The sequence below is a fragment of the Sphingobium sp. Z007 genome, assembly GCF_900013425.1.
GTDB lineage: Bacteria > Pseudomonadota > Alphaproteobacteria > Sphingomonadales > Sphingomonadaceae > Sphingobium.
Window position 1 is genome coordinate 805,734 of sequence record NZ_FBXK01000001.1, and the last position, 19,249, is coordinate 824,982.

At 57.4% G+C, this 19,249-nt stretch carries 22 protein-coding genes; 8 read left to right on the plus strand and 14 right to left on the minus strand.

Annotated elements, in window-relative coordinates; genetic code table 11:
- Nucleotides 1–77 precede the first annotated feature (77 nt).
- On the minus strand, nucleotides 78–392 hold the full coding sequence (locus CEQ44_RS24230) for a hypothetical protein (RefSeq protein ID WP_043153802.1): 315 nt from the start codon (nucleotides 390–392) through the stop codon (nucleotides 78–80).
- A 196-nt stretch (nucleotides 393–588) separates the two neighbouring features.
- Nucleotides 589–1,344 carry a DsbC family protein gene (locus CEQ44_RS03665; RefSeq protein ID WP_373444019.1) on the minus strand — a complete coding sequence of 252 codons (756 nt, stop codon included), beginning with the start codon at nucleotides 1,342–1,344 and terminating at the stop codon, nucleotides 589–591.
- A gap of 388 nt (nucleotides 1,345–1,732) precedes the next feature.
- Between CEQ44_RS03665 and CEQ44_RS03670 the strand changes: the two genes are divergently transcribed.
- From CEQ44_RS03670 to CEQ44_RS03690, 6 genes are all read left to right on the plus strand, one after another.
- On the plus strand, nucleotides 1,733–2,158 hold the full coding sequence (locus CEQ44_RS03670) for a hypothetical protein (protein WP_088189776.1): 426 nt from the start codon (nucleotides 1,733–1,735) through the stop codon (nucleotides 2,156–2,158).
- A 78-nt stretch (nucleotides 2,159–2,236) separates the two neighbouring features.
- Nucleotides 2,237–2,722, plus strand: a complete 486-nt coding sequence (locus CEQ44_RS03675; protein WP_140419419.1) for a transcriptional regulator — start codon at nucleotides 2,237–2,239, stop codon at nucleotides 2,720–2,722.
- 17 nt (nucleotides 2,723–2,739) lie between these two features.
- Nucleotides 2,740–3,363, plus strand: coding sequence for a GntR family transcriptional regulator (locus CEQ44_RS03680; protein ID WP_088189778.1), 624 nt, complete (start codon nucleotides 2,740–2,742; stop codon nucleotides 3,361–3,363).
- A 170-nt stretch (nucleotides 3,364–3,533) separates the two neighbouring features.
- The gene (locus tag CEQ44_RS25350) at nucleotides 3,534–3,668 is read left to right on the plus strand and encodes a benenodin family lasso peptide (protein WP_161600418.1); all 135 of its coding nucleotides are present in this window, start codon (nucleotides 3,534–3,536) and stop codon (nucleotides 3,666–3,668) included.
- A gap of 61 nt (nucleotides 3,669–3,729) precedes the next feature.
- Nucleotides 3,730–4,404, plus strand: coding sequence for a lasso peptide biosynthesis B2 protein (locus CEQ44_RS03685; protein WP_088189779.1), 675 nt, complete (start codon nucleotides 3,730–3,732; stop codon nucleotides 4,402–4,404).
- Complete coding sequence (locus CEQ44_RS03690; protein ID WP_088189780.1) at nucleotides 4,404–6,152, plus strand: asparagine synthetase B family protein; 1,749 nt, start codon at nucleotides 4,404–4,406, stop codon at nucleotides 6,150–6,152. Before CEQ44_RS03685 ends, CEQ44_RS03690 begins: the two co-directional genes overlap by 1 nt.
- A 48-nt stretch (nucleotides 6,153–6,200) precedes the next feature.
- On the opposite strand, the gene CEQ44_RS03695 is transcribed toward CEQ44_RS03690, so the two are convergent.
- The 11 genes from CEQ44_RS03695 to CEQ44_RS03745 all read right to left on the minus strand — a co-directional run bounded on the left by CEQ44_RS03695 (nucleotide 6,201) and on the right by CEQ44_RS03745 (nucleotide 17,050).
- Nucleotides 6,201–8,309 (minus strand): Atxe2 family lasso peptide isopeptidase, encoded by a 2,109-nt coding sequence (locus CEQ44_RS03695; RefSeq protein ID WP_088189781.1) that lies wholly within the window; start codon nucleotides 8,307–8,309, stop codon nucleotides 6,201–6,203.
- A 1-nt stretch (nucleotide 8,310) separates the two neighbouring features.
- A complete protein-coding gene (locus CEQ44_RS03700; RefSeq protein WP_088189782.1) occupies nucleotides 8,311–10,899 on the minus strand; it encodes a TonB-dependent receptor in 2,589 nt (862 codons plus the stop codon).
- 64 nt (nucleotides 10,900–10,963) lie between these two features.
- A complete protein-coding gene (locus CEQ44_RS03705) occupies nucleotides 10,964–12,067 on the minus strand; it encodes a FecR domain-containing protein (RefSeq protein WP_218821570.1) in 1,104 nt (367 codons plus the stop codon).
- A complete protein-coding gene (locus CEQ44_RS03710; protein ID WP_254913883.1) occupies nucleotides 12,067–12,801 on the minus strand; it encodes an RNA polymerase sigma factor in 735 nt (244 codons plus the stop codon). The genes CEQ44_RS03705 and CEQ44_RS03710 overlap by 1 nt, the downstream gene beginning before the upstream one ends.
- A gap of 75 nt (nucleotides 12,802–12,876) precedes the next feature.
- Complete coding sequence (locus CEQ44_RS03715) at nucleotides 12,877–13,806, minus strand: nucleotidyltransferase and HEPN domain-containing protein (protein ID WP_088189785.1); 930 nt, start codon at nucleotides 13,804–13,806, stop codon at nucleotides 12,877–12,879.
- Between the two features lie 28 nt (nucleotides 13,807–13,834).
- A complete protein-coding gene (locus CEQ44_RS03720) occupies nucleotides 13,835–14,206 on the minus strand; it encodes a type II toxin-antitoxin system VapC family toxin (RefSeq protein WP_232016546.1) in 372 nt (123 codons plus the stop codon).
- A gap of 10 nt (nucleotides 14,207–14,216) precedes the next feature.
- Nucleotides 14,217–14,960 carry an AbrB/MazE/SpoVT family DNA-binding domain-containing protein gene (locus CEQ44_RS24675; RefSeq protein ID WP_197716484.1) on the minus strand — a complete coding sequence of 248 codons (744 nt, stop codon included), beginning with the start codon at nucleotides 14,958–14,960 and terminating at the stop codon, nucleotides 14,217–14,219.
- 68 nt (nucleotides 14,961–15,028) lie between these two features.
- A complete protein-coding gene (locus CEQ44_RS03730) occupies nucleotides 15,029–15,697 on the minus strand; it encodes a RadC family protein (RefSeq protein WP_088189787.1) in 669 nt (222 codons plus the stop codon).
- Nucleotides 15,601–16,041, minus strand: a complete 441-nt coding sequence (locus tag CEQ44_RS03735; RefSeq protein ID WP_088189788.1) for a hypothetical protein — start codon at nucleotides 16,039–16,041, stop codon at nucleotides 15,601–15,603. The genes CEQ44_RS03730 and CEQ44_RS03735 overlap by 97 nt, the downstream gene beginning before the upstream one ends.
- A 53-nt stretch (nucleotides 16,042–16,094) precedes the next feature.
- Nucleotides 16,095–16,439: a hypothetical protein gene (locus CEQ44_RS03740; RefSeq protein WP_019052721.1), complete on the minus strand. Its 345-nt coding sequence runs from the start codon at nucleotides 16,437–16,439 to the stop codon at nucleotides 16,095–16,097.
- Nucleotides 16,440–16,498: 59 nt separating this feature from the next.
- A complete protein-coding gene (locus CEQ44_RS03745; RefSeq protein ID WP_176401106.1) occupies nucleotides 16,499–17,050 on the minus strand; it encodes a helix-turn-helix transcriptional regulator in 552 nt (183 codons plus the stop codon).
- 358 nt (nucleotides 17,051–17,408) lie between these two features.
- Here CEQ44_RS03745 and CEQ44_RS03750 point away from each other — a divergent pair, with 358 nt between their 5' ends.
- Nucleotides 17,409–17,897, plus strand: coding sequence for a sigma factor-like helix-turn-helix DNA-binding protein (locus tag CEQ44_RS03750; RefSeq protein ID WP_088189790.1), 489 nt, complete (start codon nucleotides 17,409–17,411; stop codon nucleotides 17,895–17,897).
- Nucleotides 17,898–18,241: 344 nt separating this feature from the next.
- Nucleotides 18,242–18,802 carry a toprim domain-containing protein gene (locus CEQ44_RS24830; RefSeq protein WP_254913882.1) on the plus strand — a complete coding sequence of 187 codons (561 nt, stop codon included), beginning with the start codon at nucleotides 18,242–18,244 and terminating at the stop codon, nucleotides 18,800–18,802.
- 50 nt (nucleotides 18,803–18,852) lie between these two features.
- Here CEQ44_RS24830 and CEQ44_RS03760 read toward each other — a convergent pair whose 3' ends face one another.
- Nucleotides 18,853–19,128, minus strand: a complete 276-nt coding sequence (locus CEQ44_RS03760) for an HU family DNA-binding protein (protein ID WP_088189791.1) — start codon at nucleotides 19,126–19,128, stop codon at nucleotides 18,853–18,855.
- Nucleotides 19,129–19,249 lie beyond the last annotated feature (121 nt).

Sequence of the window (19,249 nt, forward strand, 5' to 3'; positions counted from 1 at the left end):
AACCGACCATCGGTTCCCAGCCTGTTGCCAGTGGGGGAAGCGCCTGGTCAGCCAGGTGCGCGCCCCACCTTCGCGTCTCAGATGACCATCCCGAAGGTCTGGAGAATGGAGTCCGCCTTGATGAGGCAGACAGCCGCGACGATGGTCGGGATGCCAATCATGATATTCGAGAAAAGGCGCGAAACGCCGAACAGGAAGGCAGCGACGCCGCCCACAAATCCCATCGGACCTTTCACGCCCTGGTTCACGACGATATCGTATATGTCGTAACCAAGATCGCCCTGGGCGGGTGCCGAGAAGGCATGGACCGGGCCACCGACCAGGGCCATCGCGCCTAAAGGGAGGCCGACATTGGCCACCGCCAGGACCTTGTTGCCAAATTTCTGCATCATAGCATTGCTCCAAAAAGGAGCCGTCCAACCAAAGCCTGCCGGCATCGAAGCAAGATCGGTGTCGGCCGGGGCGTCGGTGGACGGCTCCATGAGCCCGCCGCCGCCGGCATCCTGGTTCATCCGCGCTGGCCAGTTGGGGCCGGGCCGGATGCCCTCCGCAAAGAGATTGTGCGCAGCCGCGATGGCGCGCGCCCGTTCAGCGCCGCACATCGGACACTGCCTTTGCAAGCGCAGGCTTTGTGTGCCGATCGAGGAACGCTTCGAGTTCGGCCTGCTGAAAGCCCGAGATGAACTTGCCATCGGCGACCAGCGTCGGCGTTCCTGAAACGCCCACTTTGGCGACCAGTTCAGCGTCCTCCGCAACCTTGGCACGGCCCTGCGCGCACTGGCGCAGGACGGGGGGTGTCTGGCCGGAATAGGCCGCCCGGAAGGCCGCCTCGCGATCTGTCGAGCATAGGATATGCTCCGCCTTGGCGGCAGCGGTCGGATGGATGCCGCTCACGAAGAAGATGAGACGCCTTACCGGCTTGCCCTCTGCTGCCTTGGCGCTCCAGAACCGATCGAGCGCCTGGCAGTAAGGACAGTCCGGGTCGGTGAATTCTATGACCGTTGGCGCATCTACAGGGCCGATCGCCAATGCCTTGGCAGGGTCGATGGCTTTGACACGGCGCGTGGCACCCTGTTCCTGCGCCAGCGCGGTCAGGTTGACGCCGTTGCGGTCGTAGACCGTGGCGAACAAAAGATGCTCACTTTGCGGCGCATAATAGATGATCCGGCCGCCAGCGGTCGCCTGATAGATGGGGCCCTCGACGGGCGCCGGACCAAATTCTTCGAAGCGCAGATTGGTGAAGGTCTGGTGAAGCTGCGCTTGCGCAATCTTTGCGGCTTCTCCCAAAGCCACAGGAGAAGTAACCGCAGTCGCCTCTTGCGCAATGCTGGGGGTCGAGAACATAATCGTTCCCGCAAAGCCGACGAGCAAGCCGACACCTACCGATAGCGTTCTGTCCATGGGCGCAAGTCTCCTGAGTAGTAGTCGAGCTTCTGGCCTTGAGAACCACTTGATGATCTGGTCCCGCGCCAAGCTTTGACGGCCTTGTCGTTTCAACCCGGCCTGAGTGACAGCAGGACCAGCCGGGTCGCAAGGCAGGAGGAACTGCCGTTCCGGTTTGAGGTAATGAAGTGCCGATGATCGGAGCCACACTGCCGGAAACCGGAATTACATTTCCGGTTTCCTGCTTTGTTCCCATGGCCGTTCGGGTTCTACTTTAGCCGAATCAACCGGCATGCATGGGAATGGACAAGACAAGCATGTTTTTTGCCAAGTCAGATGGAGGGCGATAATGGCGCATCAGGCATCCAGAGCATATAAGCTCCAACTGTCCGACGCAGGAATGCAACTTTTCCTGGATGATCATTGCCGGCTATGTCATTTGGTCGGGGATCTGTTGTCCTATGGTTCGACCCTGTTCGTCGCCGTCCACCTGCTGCATCTTTGCCCAGGGGGGGAAATGGCAAACGCGTTGCTCGATCCCGAACTGCACCAGTTGGGAGGTCGTAAAATCCGTCATGTCGGAACATCCCGCATCTTATCGGATCTCGTGCACTCGATCGCAGCCGAGATCGAAACTGCGGGTGTCATCTATTCATCACCCCAAGTCTGGAAAATTTTTCTAGCGGCCCTCCTGCATATGCGGGACGCTGAAGATGTTCACATATTGAGAAGCTATCACGTCATGCTCGACAAGATTAAGCGTTCAGCGAGATAGGTCATAAAACACTATCGCAGATGACAGTATTACTGATCTGCGATGCAAACTTACTCTCGCTCACGATACCAATATCCGTTGACCAACGGATTAATTTACAACAAAAACCGTTACAGCGATGTGGTTGGAGTTTTGAGCCGCTGCCGGGGAGACCTGCAGATGACGCTTCAAAGTCCGAAAATGACGGGTAGTGAGGCCCTGTCGTTGATCAAGGAGCTTTCCGGAAAGCTCATCGAACGCCGCCGCCGCCGGGACCGTATCACGCAACGGCACATGGCGCGCGGTATCGGGCGCAGTGAACGCTGGGTCCGCGAAATCGAAGCAGGCGTCGAAACTTCGATGATTGAGGATCATATCCGCTGCGCGCACGCGCTGCGCATGACGACACTGCATTTGTTCATTCCTTTACTGGCCGTGGAGCATGATATGCCGATACCCAGAGAACTTTTGATGCATGACGATCTTTGGGATCTTGAGCGTGAGATGCTTGAGGTCGTAGCACGGCATCAGTCTGCTATCCTTACGCGGATCACCCAGCGATCCTTGCTGGGAGGGAGCCGCTAGGCTCTGGTGGGGCAGACATGTCTCCCGAACCAGTCGCGGCGGATCGCGCCTATCTCCTTTTGAAGACCGATATTCTGTCGGGACGGTTCTCGCCTGGAGGGACGATTATCGAACGCGCTGTCGCGATCGAATATGGTGTATCCATATCGCCGATCAGAGACGCAGCGCAGCGTCTTGTGGGTGAACATCTTCTCGAAATCGGCACCGGTGGTGGATTTAGGGTTCCGATCGCAACGCCTGCCGCGGTCCGGGATCTCTACAGCTGGCACGACCATCTCGTGCGTCACCTTATCAAGGTGCAGATGTCGACCGAGCTTTTGACACCGAAGTCATTGGTTATGCAGGATATTGTTGGAGGGGAGAAAGTCGCGCGAGCCGCCACAGGACTGTTCAGGGCGCTGGCTGATCAAGCCATTAATCGTGAACATGCCCGCTCCCTCCACGCCGCCAACGATCGTCTTCAAGCCATACGACTCCGGGAGCATCTTGTTATGGACAATCTTGATATGGAGTTGCAGCAGATTACGGCGGCGATCAATTGTGGTTCAGGTCTGAACCGTTTTTCGGTTCTACGTGCCTATCACCGCCGGCGGATGCGTCGTGCTGAAAAGATATCCGATTCACTTTGGCCGCTAGGATGAACAATAAAATCAGCAAGCTATGCTCCCGCATTGACATAAAAATAGCGGAAATGCGCGCAAGTACGCAATAGCTACATGCCCGATACCTTATAAGTTCGGTCATTCTCCATTCTTCATCATAAAATCAATCTGGCTGCAATGGTGCAGCTGATTTCAGAATGGAGGCTATTATGAATCGCGAAGAACATGTTGGATCCGAGCTGATCGACCTCGGCTCCGTCGCGGAAGAAACCAAGGGACCCGGTTTCGACAACAGCGACGGGATCGGCGGTCAGCAGCTCGTCCCTGGACTCTCGGACGACTGAAATGCCGGGCACGCGGGCCATACCAGCCCGCGTGCTTTTCGCTGTTCGGAGGAAATAGGTCATGTATTTCGGTCTTCGGCCTGGCTTGAGCTTTTGCATATCGGTGGATCGCGTGATCCTGCTGGACCTTGCGATCGGTCGCTATTTTTCATTGCCGCCACATTTCCATGAAAGCTTTTCGCGTTGGGCATCTGGTGCGCAGCCTGCTGATGACGATCTCGATCACCTCCAGAAGCTGATAAATGAAGGCATTTTCGTTACGCTGCCTCAGCGACCTGACCCCGAACTGACGATTTCCGCAAAAGTCACTCCACCAACCACGCAAATCGATGTTGGTCACGCGCACCCGCCGCTCACATCCGTCATCGGGGCAATATGGTCTCGTTTATTGTGGTTGAGGCGAGCCAAGCGTTGGCCCTTTGCCCGGATGATCGAACAACTTGGCGAATTGGCCGATCATGTGGATAAAGGGTCTTCGGAGTTACACAATGTGAAGCTGGCGCAAATCGCCCGCTCATTCGAATATGCCGATCTGATCGTTGGTAGCCATGACCGTTGCCTGTCGCGATCGCTGGCACTCGCGGTCACTTGCCGCAGGCAGGGGTTGCCGACAATGTTGGTGATCGGCGTTCAGGCAGATCCCTTCGCAGCCCATTGCTGGGTACAGAAAGGAAGCACGATACTCAACGAAAAGCCGGACCGTGCGAGAATGTTCTTGCCGATAATGGTGGCGTGATGAAGCACCGCTACCTCCTGCTCATTCTTGCTGAAGATGAAGGGCACCAAGAGCATATCCAGCACATCGCGACTCTAACCCAGCTACCTCTCGTCTGGCGGCATGGCCGAATTATTCTGTTCTCGGATCAACTACTCGATGTTCTACTCTTACCCAAAGGGAATGGCGTGATCATAGGCAAGCTGTTTCGCCGTCACGGATATCCTGAGCAGGTTTGCGAGCTAAAGTCTGATGATGCCGCTCGATTTGCGCCTGATCCGGTCCAATCTCTGATCGAACACTATTGGGGCAGCTATGTTGCGGCAATTTCAATTTCTAATCGTGTAACGATACTACGCGACCCATCCGGCGGAATGCCTTGCTACTATCTATCATTGAGCGGGATCGCTGCGCTCACGTCGGACATCTCTCTCTTGATCGACACGGGGCTGTTCACGCCTTCAGTCAATTGGAATGGAGTGGGAAGGACGCTCTATTGGCACCAGTTGCCACCAGAAGAAACAGCACTTTCCGGTGTATCGCAGCTTTTGGGTGGATGTTCGCTGATCCTAGAGGGACGCGAGATAAACAGGGCAGAAAACTGGAGTCCTTGGAACTATACCGCTTATGACGGAGATGACGATCGGAAGAAACGTAGCGAAGGGCTGGGGCGCGTTGTCCAGGCTTGCATAAGCGCGTGGGCGTCCTGTTTTCCGCGCGCGCTGGTTGGTCTATCGGGAGGACTGGACTCATCCATTGTGACTGCTTGCCTGGCTAGAAGCAGCGCCAAGGTTACGTGTTTGACCTTGGCTACTGACGATCCGGTTGGCGACGAGAGGTCATACGCCCGGTATGTCAGTGGGGCCATTGATGCCGAACTTATCGAAGACTTCTATTCAAACGACGATATCGATCTGGATAAATCAGTTGCTGCAGGCTTTCCCATCCCTTCAGGGAAAGCGCACGAACAGACCTATAACAAGAGAGTGAGAGCCGCGGCCGCAACTTCTCAAGCTGCCGCATTTTTCGTGGGTGCTGGAGGAGACAATGTTTTCTATCTTACGCATTCGGTTCGACCTTTGCTTGATCGGCTAAGGACTGAGGGATGGTCGTTGGATTTGGTCTCCACCGCGCGCGATATTTGCCGTATCACCGGCGCGAATATTTGGGAGGTGGTAGCCGAAGCTGTTAGAATTTCCCCAAGGACGACAGGGCTTCAGTGGAACGGTGCGGGAGACTATCTCAGTCGGGAATTTGTGGAGAGCGAGCGCGGCCTTCTGCCAGAACATCCCTGGCTGAATTCCCCGGCCACGGTACCGCTGGGGAAAAAGGGTCATGTAGCGATGATCTTGCGTGCTCTGCATCACATTGAGCATCGAGATAAGGCCTTGGCGGTACCGATGATCAGTCCGCTATTATCCCAACCGGTCATCGAATTCTGCCTGGGCGTTCCCTCGTGGTGGGCGTGCGAAGGAGGCATCGACCGCGCTGTTGCTCGGCGCGCATTTGCTGACGTCTTGCCTGCCCCTGTCTCTGGTCGATCCGGAAAGGGCAGCCCGGATGGCTTTGTCGCGAGATTTATCGCTCGTCACCGTGCCGCAATAAGCGAACGCCTTCTGGAAGGAAATCTCGCCCGCCACGGGTTGCTTGATCGGGCGGCCGTCGAACGCGTAATGGCACCGAATGCAAAGTTTGAGTTGCTTGATTGCCCTCGGGTGATGGCGCTGCTGGATACCGAAGCATGGACCAATTCTTGGTCTGCGCGATAAGATGTTGACGGACTTGACCCTCAGAAACGCTTGTTTCGTTCCAAGACTTCAATGTCGAATGTATTTTTTGCGCATCTCCTCCCAGCGAAGCACATCACTGTGACCTTCGGTGTCCGTGGGTCTTTGATCGTTCAACCAAAAATCGAACCAGGCAAGATTGCGGCGATATACCGCAAGTCGGTGGGCTGGTTGCCATTTGATGTGATCCTCATCCGGAAAGATATAGAGTTCACTTGGAATATTTGCCTGCGTCAGAGCCGTATGGCTTGCGACCATCGCTAAATATTCGTTGTCTGCGGCCTGAAACAGCATCGGGAACCGTACGCGTCCTGGTTGTGCCATCACCGATATTTGAGACCAGAAGTTGGTATCCATGTCCGCCAGGCGAGGCCATCCTCCATCATGATAGCTTTGTGCAACGATTGGCCCCAAAAACGCATCCTGCACGGGTTCCCATCCGCACCCCGACACCGAACCAGCGGAGAAAAGCATACTGTGAATGGCTGCGAACTGCACCGTTGTGCATCCATCGCTCAAGCCAGTGATGCCGATCCGTTTCGGATCGACGAACCCACGGTCGATCAAAGATCGCGTCGCGGCCTCGATCGCCGAGACTATGTGTCGGCGTCCTGCAAAATCACGATTGAATGCCGCCGTTAGAGCACCGGCTGACTTCTGTTTGCCGACGATATCCTCATAAGTCAGATTGTCGACGACCAGCACGAAATATCCCCGATTGGCAAATGCCTGGATCGGAACTTCGTCGCCGATCCCGCCGCGCAGGAATCCCCTGGTTCGATACTGAACAATGACAAGCGGATATCGTTGTCCGGTCTTGAAGCCGACCGGATAAACCAGATCACCATAAAAGGGGACGCCAAAGCCGTTCCGCCAATTCAGACGCTCGGCTGCCCCCAGGATCAGCGACGCAAACTCTGGATTTGGATCGAAAATCTTCTGCTCTTTCGTGCGATCCAGCCCCAGCATCACAAAATGTCTCGGCGCGAGTGATTGCTCGCGCAAACAGAGAAGGTCATTGCCCAATGGCTGGCATTCAACCAGATCGTCGCTCGTCAGATATAGACGCCGCACCGTGCGACTGCCCGGTCGCCATTCGTAAATTGCCGTCAGGCTGTTCGCCCAGCCTTCCTTGCGCGCAAAGCGAAGCTGTTTGCCGTCACCCGACCACCAAAAAGAAACCGATCTGTCCGGTCGGCACAGGTCTGCCGGGCAGACTAGGCGACGGCCCGTGCCCATTTCAACGACCACTCGGTAATCTGGTGGATATACCGACCTGTTGACTGGTTCCGCATAGGCGCTCCAACTCGAAGGCCCTAACGAATAACCGATCTTATCGGCGGCGGCGGAGGCGGACGGCATAAAGATGCTGATCTCGCCAGGAGAAGCAGGGCGCTCGATACCACTGCTTATCTCGATCGTGACATAATGGCGCTCCGGGTTTGGTGTTTGCGGCCGAGCGCCGCGGACAGGAAATGCTCGCTCGTCATAGCGCCATCCCGACAGTCCCTCCTGATCGATAGTGGCATTCATTGTGATGAGGCCAGGGCGCGCCGCATAGATTATGGCGCGCCCGTCAGACGATATACGGAAATCATCTATATCCACTGGAGCGCGGGTTATCTGCCTCGCATCGCCACCGGTGACCTTTGCTCGCCAGACCTGTGTTCTGCCTCCTGCGCGCTTGAGATAGGCAATCCACCGTCCGTCAGGCGCCCAGCGCGGCGTCACTGGTGCGGGGGAGCCAATAGGGAATGCCGCCCAGCCATATCTCGCCGGTTCGTCCCGGATCAGTTCGGTGCCGATATCCAGCAGCCTCGGCCGAGCCGCTGGCGCGAGAGGGAGGAGCACCAAGCCTGTGCAATAGCGGTTCTCTCCCGGATCGGCGCGATGCACTAGAAAAGCAACCGCGCGATGGTCGGGAGAGAATGTGAACAATGGGCGTGTGCGATCAGGACGGGGCGCAGGCCCAATATCCCTCAGCCTGGCTAACGCCTCAGGGGTTGCCGGGCCCGGAACACCGCTGATCGCATCCGTCTGTAGAAGCGTTTCGCAACCGTCGGCCGCCAGAGCGGGTTGGCCAATGCCTCCTAAAGCCGACGCCGTCAGCAGATGCACAATAATGAGATAATGGCGCATATCACCATTTCTTCGTCAAAGTGAAATTGACGAACCGGCCGTAAAGCGAGTGGTTTGTCGAATCCGCCTGCACTTCAGCGGCATAAGTGGCCCGAATTCTTGGCGGCCTGGCATTGAAGAGGTTCTGGATTCCGACCTGCCATTCTACATCGGCGAATAGCCCGCGCTGGGCACCGCTGCGGATCGTGGCGACCGTATCCAGCGTAGTGAAGGAATCCACCTTCACGGTGGGTGAAAGGCGATTATCTTTGGTTTTGCCGATATATGTGCCTGTGGCGGACAGATTGACATTGTCCCGCTGCCAGTTTGCACCCAGCCGGCCACGCCAGTGCGGCAGGGTGAAGATGATCCCCGCCTGCTCCACCAATGGCAGGCCGGGTGCGATCTCCCGGATACTGTCGAGATAACTCGCCGATCCCTTCAACGACAATTGCCCATAGGGGCCGAGATCCCGGCGGTAGCTTGCCGAGAAGTCGACACCTTCCAGTCTTTGCACGGAGATGTTCTGAAGGTAATTCCGAAATATCGCTGAAACCGCAGCGGGGTCAAAAGTGCCGGTCGTCAGGTTCGTAAACACGCCCGTTATCCCGTCGATCGCGGACAGGACGTCCGATGCGCTGGGGTTGGCCTGTATGAAGTCGCTGTAGACTGGCTGGAAAGCCCTCCCTGATGAAGCGACGGGTGAGGCTATGCGATTGCGATAACGAATATTGAAATACCCTATCTCAGCCTTGAACCCGTCCATAAATGTCGGCGTAATCGCCACTGAGGTCGTCCAGGTCGTTGCGCGTTCGGGTTCGAGGTCCCGATTGCCTCCAAACAGGTAGAGGACCGGGAGATTTGTCGGAGGGGCTGGATTATATCGTGTGCTTGGAACGAGCTGTGCGTTGGTCAGCTGACCGGTCTGATACAGATTGGGAGCCTTGAACGACTTGCCCCAACTCCCTTTGAATTCGACGCTTTCGAATGGCGAATAGAGCAGGCCCAGCTTCGGTGTGGTTACGCGATCGATATTATCATGATCTTCATACCGCAGGGCACCGATCAAATTCAACTTGCGGATGAGGCTGATGCCATTGGCGGGCGCCACCAAGGGCAGGAATAATTCACCATAGCCAAAAGCCACGTCCCGCGTTTCGCTGAGGGCTTCGGTCGCGGCCTCAATGCCGCCGACAACGGCACGTGAATCGATTGTGAGCGTGTTGGATCGATAGCCCGCTCCAACCGCCAGCCTCGCTTCGCCGCCAGGCAATGAGAAGAGCGGTCCTTCAGCGCCAAGTTCGATCGCCTTCAATTCGTTGCTGTAGTTGGGTAGCGCGCGGTAGGTTTCCGTGCCGGCAGAAAATACGCTGGTGACTATTTCCGTATCGCTTTTGCTGTAGGTTCCCGACAGGCGGGCATTCCAATCCGCCGACAGTTCGACTTTCAGCGCCGGGGATAATGACCAGCTATCAGCGGTCGATTCCACGACGCTGCCCTGCGCGTAGCAGCTCGACGCAACGACCGCGATCAGGCATCGTGACGTGGAGCGGTGCATGTAATGACCATCGAGTTCGAAGCCAATCGCATCACTGATCGCCTGATGCCCCGCCATCACCAGACTGATCTGGTCTTGCGCGGGTATCAGCGTTGCGTCGGGAGCGACGTTGCCGGTGTAGGATCGCTGACGCGCGGTGATCTGGCTAGAATCCTGATAATCTGCCGCTACCATGAAGCCACCGGTGCGCCACGATGAACCTGCAACGATGTTATACTGCTGCGTGACGGACCCGCCATCGGTCGCCGCTCCCAGCCTAGCAGACGTGACGACACCGTCGATGTCCCGTCGCAAGGTTATGTTGGCGACACCTGCGACGGCATCCGAGCCGTATAACGCCGATGCGCCATCGGCTACGACGTCTATCCGCTCGATCGCGGCCAGCGGGATCGATGAAATGTCGATTCCCTGGCTGATGGCATCGAAGGCGACGCGATGGCCGTTTATCAAAGTCAGCGAGGCATCCGGTCCGAGGCCGCGCAAGTTCAGTGCCGATGAACCGGATACATTTGTGAACCCTCCTTGGCCGGCTGCGGATAGGGTCGGATTTTGACCACCGGCGAAATTCTGCGGCAAATCGCGGATGATCTGGCCAAGATCGGTCTGGCCGGCTGCCAGGGCCTCCTGGCGACCGATAGTCGTAACCGGTGAAGTTGATGGACCGCCACGAATGCGCGTGCCCGTCACTATAATGCCGATTTCGCGACCCTCGGTTTTCTCACTTGTGGTTTCAGAAAATCGCTCCCGGATAAGAATAGCTCCATCTTGATCGACAGCTTCAAGGCCCGTCCCTTTGATCAGGGCTTCGACCGCCTCGATCGCCGTGTAGGTGCCGCGCAAAGGAGGGGCCTGCCGTCCTTTGACCGAGCGAGGCTGGAAGATGATCTCATAATTGGTCGAGCGGCCCACCAAAGCCAAGGCATCCGCCAGATCCTGCCGATCGAGATGGAATTCCTCTCCCTGATTCAACGCTGCAATGGTCGGTATCGGGGCGGTGGCTGCCACGATCGCCATCGCTGAACTGAATGCCCACATTGCGATCTTCATCATCATTTGCCCCCATCATGCCGGCCTGTTTTCCGGTTCCATGGTAGCTACGACGACGAAGACGAGTTGATTATGATGGCGGGCGGCAATTTCCCTGGGAATTGGCAGGACAATCGCGGGCAAGGGAAATCGAGGCTGGGCCGGTGATCACCGCCAGCGCAAGCAGATCGGCCAGATTACGGGCGAGGCGGGGCGTGTCGGTGATGCGGAACGTACCGGACACCCGAATTGCGCTCACCTCCGGCGTCGCGGCGATAATGGGAATCGTCGCATAGCGATTGGCCTCTTCAAACAAATCTCCGAGCCTGATGTTGGTATAGTCCCGCAAGCCGTCGGGCCAGCGTGCATCGTCTGTTGCAGCTTTTTCGATTTGCGGTGCGCTCATGGGTTTGGCCGGCAATGCCACTTGCTGCCCCGGTGAAAGTCTGATCGCTGTTTGGCTTTTGCCAAGGGCCTCGCCCTCGACGTCAACGGCACCGCGCATGAGGCTCACCCGAACGAATTTCTCGGGACTGATCGCGACATCGAAAATCGTGCCGCGCGCGACAACCGTCCTTTGACCGGCGTGTACGGTGAACGGCCTGTTTTCATGCGCAACCGTGAAACGCCCGCGTCCACGTATGAGCTGCAGATCGCGGCGGGATGCGTCATACCGCACGAGTACAAGACTATCTGTATCCAGGGCAACCACCGAGCCATCGTCGAGCTGGAAAGTGCGGATTTCACCCGAAGATGTCGCAAGCCGCAATGGTGCGGGCATGGATGCCCGCGATGCGTCGGAAGGGGCCTGCGCCATTCCGGCACCATCGAGCACGGGTGAACCCAACGCCCAATGCGCGCCGAAGGCCATCACGACAACTACGCCTGCAACCAGCAGCGCCTTTCGTTTCCGGCCCCATCGCGTCGCGGGCTGATCGACGGATACCGAGGGCGCGGGAACGGCTTCTGCCACGTCATGCCCGCCGCCTGCCTCGTCCTCCTTCAGATATTTACCGACGCTATATGTCTCGGCGATCCGGCTATAGGCGGCGCGATGCAACGCGCCGCGGGCCAGCCAGGCTTCGAATTCCTTGCGCCTGACGTCCGCTTCCTCGGGATTGCGCATGATGGCGAACCAGTCTGCGGCTTCTTCTCTTAGCTGGCCATGACGACGTGGCGGCTGGGTATCGTCCATCATTCCTGTTCCAAAGCTGCATCGATATGTGCAAGCGCGCGGGCGACATGATATTGCACGGTCGGGATGGAAATGCCTAGCCTGCCGGCAATCTCCTTGTAGGTCAGTTCGTCGACCCGGTGCAGCAGAAACACGTCTCGCGTCCTGTCGGGCAGCTCGCCGAGCGCACGCCGATAAGCACGCATCATGTCTTCGACTTCAATGCGAGTCGCCTGATCCGGCGCGACCGCAGGTTCATGCTGTTCGCCGATCGGCACATGGCAAGCGGCAAGGCGCGTCTCCAGCCGCTTGTATCGATCCAGCAGCAGGTTGCGCGCGATCCGCTGCAAATAGGCCGCCGGTCTTGGCAAGCTGGTCTTCGCCATGCATCCAAGAAGCCGGATAAAGGATTCCTGTACCAGGTCGCCGGCGTCATCGCTCGAAGAACGCAAACGGGCCTGGAAATAGCGGCGGAGCCGCGGCGCCTCGACTTCATAGATTTGCCGAACATCGACAAATTCCAAGCCGGTTCTTTCCTGTGTTTCATTCTCCGTCAGTTCACGCGGACGGTCGATTTCTTTTGGCGGCATGAAAACACGGTTCCTCACGATACGGCAGTGCTGGCCCACGCGCATGGCGAGGGAGAAGCTGTGTGAGGTGAACCTTACGCTCCAGAATTTGGAGGTAGGCCGTCCGACCCGTATGTCGAACGTCGAAATACCTGACAGGATAATCCTGCGGGTGGCTGCCAGCACTCCAGCCCGTAAGGCCGATGTTATCGAGGGAGGAAGGGCGGATCAAGCCTTTGCAGGGCGAAATTGCTCCATCGGCTAACTCTCCAGCCGGTCAGCAGCAGCTTTCAATTCGGCGATATGATTGGTGCAGATTTCATGCACGCACTCCCCTAGCGTCTGGATGTGCGCCTGCAACCAGGTAAGTTCCTCGAGCGAAATCTTGAAGTGCTTGGAATATTGCGCTTTGCGATAGGCTTCCTTGAGCTTCTGAAACAAGGAACGTTCGGCCTTTGTACCGCGCGGCCAGACATCGAAAAGCTTCCTGTCGAGGCCTTCGGCCAGGGATCGTAGAAAGATGATATTATGGTCGTATGGCGTATAGAAAGTCAGGGTCAGCAGAACACATTGGTACAACCGTTCCGTGGCCTGCTGGAGATCGTAAGCTGCGTCGCGATGATAGCCTTCAGAGGTATAGAATTGAGCGCCTTTAAAACGCCTCATGCCAGCAGGAAACATTTCTTCGAAATATTCTTTTGCTGCGAGATAAGCCTGCTCTGGCGTCTTGGGCTTTGCCGACGCCAGCAATCGATCGTCTGATTGATAAAGGATTGCACCGTCCTTGACGATCTCCGAGAACAGGACGCGTCCATGGGCCAGCGCGTCGTTTACCTCCTGGAGTGAGTGCACGATGAAATTGACGGGCGTCCGAATGCTTCTTTCGACAAGATAGGCATCGACGAGGCGCTGCTCGGTCTCGGCCCAATAAGCGGCCCGATCTGCAAGTTCCTTCTGATTGACGATCACCAATATGTCGTAATCGGATTTGAATTGATTCGCATCCAGTGGTGCATCAACCCAGTCGCCTCGCGCATAGGAGCCAAAAAGGATGACCTTGAGAATGCGAGCAGACTTTTTCCTGCCCTTGGCATCCTGTGTCGCTTCGCGGAAGCCCTGGAAAAGCATTTCGACGACATGGTCGAGTTCGCGCTGCTTGTTGGCAGGGATATGATTGATATCCGTCTTCATCAATTCGTTCTCATATCATACTTATCAATCATCGCGCATGTTCGACCTGAATTGGGATGTCCAGCATGGCCCAGGCCTGATTGACTGTAACAGCAACGCCGCCACGGATTTGCGCCAAAGCCAGGCACGAGCGATCTCCAAGCGACAAGCCAGCGCTGCGGGTAACAGCGCGGAAAGCTCCGCCAATATTCGCCTGTTCCCGATCGACAGCGATGATGTCGATATCCAGTTCCGCCAGCATCGCGCTCGCCTCGTTCGGCTCGACGCCGCGGTCGATCAATTTCGCCAGCACTTCATGATAATTCACCGCTGAAACCAAGGCACGAGGAAGCCGCGCTTCCACATAAGCGGCACCCGGCTCCTGAAATAGCAAGGAGAGAAGCGCCGACGCATCCAGCACATAAATCCTATCAGTCACTCGACGCCTCGGCTCGCCGTTCGGCGATCAGTTCCTCGGATACCAATCCCTCACTCGGGGCAAAGGCGCGCAGCCGATCCTGAATTCGACGGAGGGCAGATCGGGCTGGCCGTATCCGGATCGCCTCATCATTTATCTCGATCAGCACAGTATCGCCGTTTTGCAGACCAAGCGTACGCCTCATATCAGCTGGGAGCGCAACGCGCCCACCCGCGATGATCTTCCCTCGAACGATGTTCATGACAGGTCCTCCGGCAATGGTACCGTTGTAGGCACAGTACCGTATTCCATTATCGCGTATCAAGTTCGTTGCAAACCGTTGCAACGATTCGTGATCGCCAGCCATTCCCGGCAGTAAGAACAAAGCGTCGATCGCTTCGTCGAGCAGGCGGCGTATCTGAGGTACCATTGCGAGATTGTTTCGCCGAAAATCGCCGGGGTCGCGTTCACGAGTAAGGATTCCCATTTCAACAAGTTTGCCAGTCCTGCGATGCGCATTCACTGCGGGCTCTCCATCCGCAATCGACAGCCCGGTTTGATAGAGGGTCTTTCCTTCGAGTTCCGCAAGATAGATCACTAGCAGCGATGGCCAATAAGCGCGTGACAGTAGTGCGCGGCCCACCAGCTTTTCCAGCTTCCCATCCAGAGCAATGAGCTGCCGACAGGCCGCCGCGCGGACATCATCGGCCACAATGGTGCGGCCATCTGGATTTTGCTCATTCGGAACAGAAGTCATCGCATCGACCTCCTTTTCACGGATGCTCTCGCTCCGTGGCAAAACAGGGATATCTAGAGACCGGAGACCTAAAGGTAACCGGCCCCTCGGAAGCTGATCGTCCCGTTGCGGGCAACGATCAGATGATCGTGAAGCACGATATTGAAACAGCGCGCGGCGTACGCGATCTTGTCTGTGAGGTCGCGATCGGCTCTCGACGGCGTTGGGCAACCGGAGGGATGATTATGGACGAGGAGAATCGCTGTTGCCTCCAGATCCAGGCAGCGTTTCAGTATTTCGCGGGGCCAGGCCTGAACTGCCGATACCGTTCCGACGCCCATCACCTCGTCTGCAATCAACTCGTTGCCCGCATTAAGAAACAGAACCCGAAACCGCTCGATCGGGTCATAGGCCATTTGCGCCCTCAAATAATCGAGCACCGACTGATCGCTGGATAATATGGGCCGCTGCATGAGTGAGGCCCTCAGCATCCGTGTCATCGCACGCCTGAAGCTGAGGAAGGTTTGCTCGACCTGGATCGAGCCATCCAGCAATTCGATCCTGGCGGTCGAACGCGCTGAGACAGCCTCGCCAAGAGAGCCAAATCTCGCAAGGAGGCGTTCCGAAAATTCCTGCGCGCGATCAGGGCAGGTAAGGCCGATCAGTTCTTCCAGGGCGCGTCGACACCCAGATGCGTCAATCGCATCTGGTGCCGCCAGGTGGCGATGAGCAGGCCCAGTTGGGCGAACCAACTCCATACCGCCAGCGCCTGCATGTAGGCACGGGGAACCACAGCTGGTGCAACCATCAGCGCTACATGAATGACGACTTCGGCACCCAACATCCCGGCGATCCAGATCGGCCAAAAGCGGGTGCTCCGAATTGATAGCCATAGGAAAATGCCCAATATCAGCAAATCAATGATCAGAATGCCGGCTTCGACCCCCTGAAACCGGATTCCGAAAGGCGACGCGACAAACACAGTCAGGCTTGCGCCGCATAAAAGCGTGGCCGCACCGATACGTTCGGGTTGGCCGCCCTTTATGAAGGCATAGGCGCTGCTCAGAAGCAGAAGAGCCAGAAACAGGGCTTGTCGCGTCATGACGTAGAGGAACGACAAAAGTCCCGATCCGTCAATTTCTCTCGACGAAAGCATCACACCGCTCGGAGATGCTGTCCCTGGGCGGGCGACCCTGCCCGTGCCACCTTGAGAAGGTCGCCATAGCTGGTCTCCGGTAATCCCATTGCGTCACTGGCATGTTTGAGATTGGCGTGGGTGGTGACGATCTTCTCGCGCGTTTCTGCAACAAGCAGCATGGCCGAGGCGGAGCTTTGGATGGCGTCCTGGCCGATCATGGCCGAGAGGCGGGCATCCAGGCGCGCGAGCGGCAACGCCGCGTTGAGTTCGGCGATACGCGCAGCTGCGATGTCGATGGCCTCTTCGGCAGCGAACAAACGCTCGGCAACATGTTTGGCGACGGATTGGCGTTGAGCACGCATGGTTTCTCCTTCCCGCCCATCAGGGCAGGCTATGGTGATGGATTTGAGGATTTGTTGCTCTATTTTGCCACGAGGTCGTTGAGTACCAACAGGAGGGATATTCCGGCCCCTACGGCAAAGAGCATCATGGGAGTGAGGATCGCGAAGGCGATCAGGGTGGAGGGTCCATTCAGGTCATTACGTTGCCTCCCGGCTACGCGGAGTGGCACAATGTCGAGCAAGGAGGAGGGCTGTTTGCGAACGCCATATGGGCGTTGTCCTTCTGCGAACAGATCCTTGAGTTCCTCGTGTGTCGGCTGTGCGTCCGCCTTGGTTTCGATGGACGCATTTGACCCGCAATTGGCTCCGCCGGGAATAGTCATCGGATAGGGGGGTATAATCTGCCCCCCCTTGCCAGCCTCCCAATCAACGAAAAGCTGGGCTGCTTTCCATCGCGACACGTTCCCAAGTATCTGTCGGGTTTCGAGAATATGATTGTTCACTGTATGAGGGGACAGATTCAGGACCCGCCCGATCTCTTTGGACGATAGGCCTTTGGCGGCTTCTCGCAGGCAGTCGCCCTTGCGCGTGCTGAGCCGTTCAAGCCGGTCCGAATAGTCTTCCTCGTTCAAGGGCGTGTCCCTTCGCCAGTTCATGGCAACCGGAAGCGGCGTCCTCTCCAACCATATCATTCGCGTTTATTTTGCCGTCAGTATCCGGTTGCAGCCATTCTGTTTCAAACAAAAACCTTTCGAAAACATAATCGTTCTGCATCCGGTTTAACAGATTGTTTTGCAAGCAATCCAAACCGGTCACGCTACGACAGCGACGCCAGAGGATCATAGCTAGAGATAGGCTTGGCGCTTCACGAACCCCTCCCATGGTCGCCGGACACAAGACGGTCGGCCGGGCGCTGCTCTGCAGCGATCGAGCCTCGCGAAGGAGGGAGGGGGCAAGGCGAGCGGAAGAACCCAGAGGAATCCGGTTGCCATGCAATATTTAGAAGTCCGTGCTCTGCTGCAAGACATCAAAACATATCTTGTGACCGGAGGCTGGCCGCCGTCACGCCGTCGGCGCCGCGCGCATCTGCTGCGGCGTCTCGATGCCATTGCAGCGCTATTGGACGTGGGGGCGCATCCAGCAGTCGCAGTCGCCATGACCAGACTCGAAGGCGCGCCGGTCCTGCGCATCGACGCAGAAGAGGCCTATATCGAGGAGACGCCTGAAGGCGTGTGGGTCAGTGGATGGATATGGGTGGAGCAGCAAGCCTTGGCGTCCTGCGATGCCATGCGAATGATGAAGTTGCGCAACGCGATTGCGGATTTGCCGCAGCAAACGCGCGCCGTTTTCCTTGCCCATTGCGTCGAGGGTTCTGCCTACCCGGCGATAGCCCGCAGGCTGAGTCTCGAAGTTGCTGAGGCCCAGCGCGAACTGGCGTCGGCGCTTTTGATACTTTCGCAGGCCCTCGACGAAACATGAAGGATAATTCGCCAGGGCGGCTGACAACGATGAAATCTCTTGAACTGGAATTTGAGGGCGAAGCCCTTTGCCGAAAGCTAGGCGGAACATGGCAAAAGGATCGTGGTCTGTGCCTATGTCCGGCTCATGATGACCATAATCCCAGCCTGTCTATCCGTGTTGGCAGAAGCGCGCTGCTGTTCAAATGCTTTGCCGGTTGCGACAGGAGAGACGTTCTGCGAGCAATCCGGCATTTACGCCTGCCTTTTGCGGACCGGCACATTTCCGATTTGTCGCGCAACGTGCCCTCGCCTCGCGCGGGTGCAGGGCCAGCCCTACGCATATGGAACGCATCCGCATCCCTCGTGGGCACGCCTGCGCAAAGCTACCTGTCTGGGCGCCTGCTCACGCCGCCCTGGCATGATCTGCGCTATAATCTACGCACGCCGCTGGGACGAGGCAGCCGCGCGCTGTTCCGGCCCGCCATGATAGCAGCCGTGCGGGAGAGACGACGGCTCGTCGCCATTCACCGCACCTTCCTTGATCCCGCAACCGCCACCAAAGCAAAGGATCTTGCCGATCCCCGCATGATGCTCGGACGTCCGGGGCGCGGCGCGGTACAACTCATGCCTCCCGGCCCGGTCCTCGGCTTGGCCGAAGGCATCGAGACCGCGCTGGCGGCGATGCAACTGCACAAGATCCCGGTATGGGCGATCCTCGGGACAGAACGGGCCGGACATATCCTGCTACCCGACAGTCTCGAACGCCTCGTTCTGCTGTTCGACCGGGATGAGGCTGGATGGAAAGCGAACAAAAGTGCGCGCCTTGCCTATGAGCGTCCTGGCCTTGAGATCATCAGCGCGTGGCCGCCGCCGCCCAATAATGATTGGGCGGATGTGCTGGAAGTGCAGTCACGCGCTGCCTGATAACAGGTTCCGCTGCCCTGCCCCTGTTGGCAGCAGAGCAGCGATATTGGTCAGCCGTTGAGACGGTCCTTGATCGCCTTTGCGGGCGTGAACGTCAGCTTCTTGGACGCCTTGATCGCGATAGTTTCGCCGGTGGCCGGATTGCGGCCCTCGCGCGCCGCTGTGTCCTTCACCTTGAACTTGCCGAAGCCGTTCAGCGAAATTTCGTCGCCTTTGGCCGCCGCGTCGGCAATGACCCCAAACAGGGCGTCGACGAGTTTGCGTGCGTCAGCCTTGGTCAGTCCATGATCGACGCTGAGCGCTTCAGCCAGCTCGGAATTGTTCATAAAACGTCCTCCTGAAATTATGCAGCTGCCGTGTCTAGCGGCACGGCGCCGTGCCGTCACGCCCCAAACCGGTGCAAACGAAAGGAGAGGGGGAAGGAAGCGAATGCGCGGTTCGATGTGC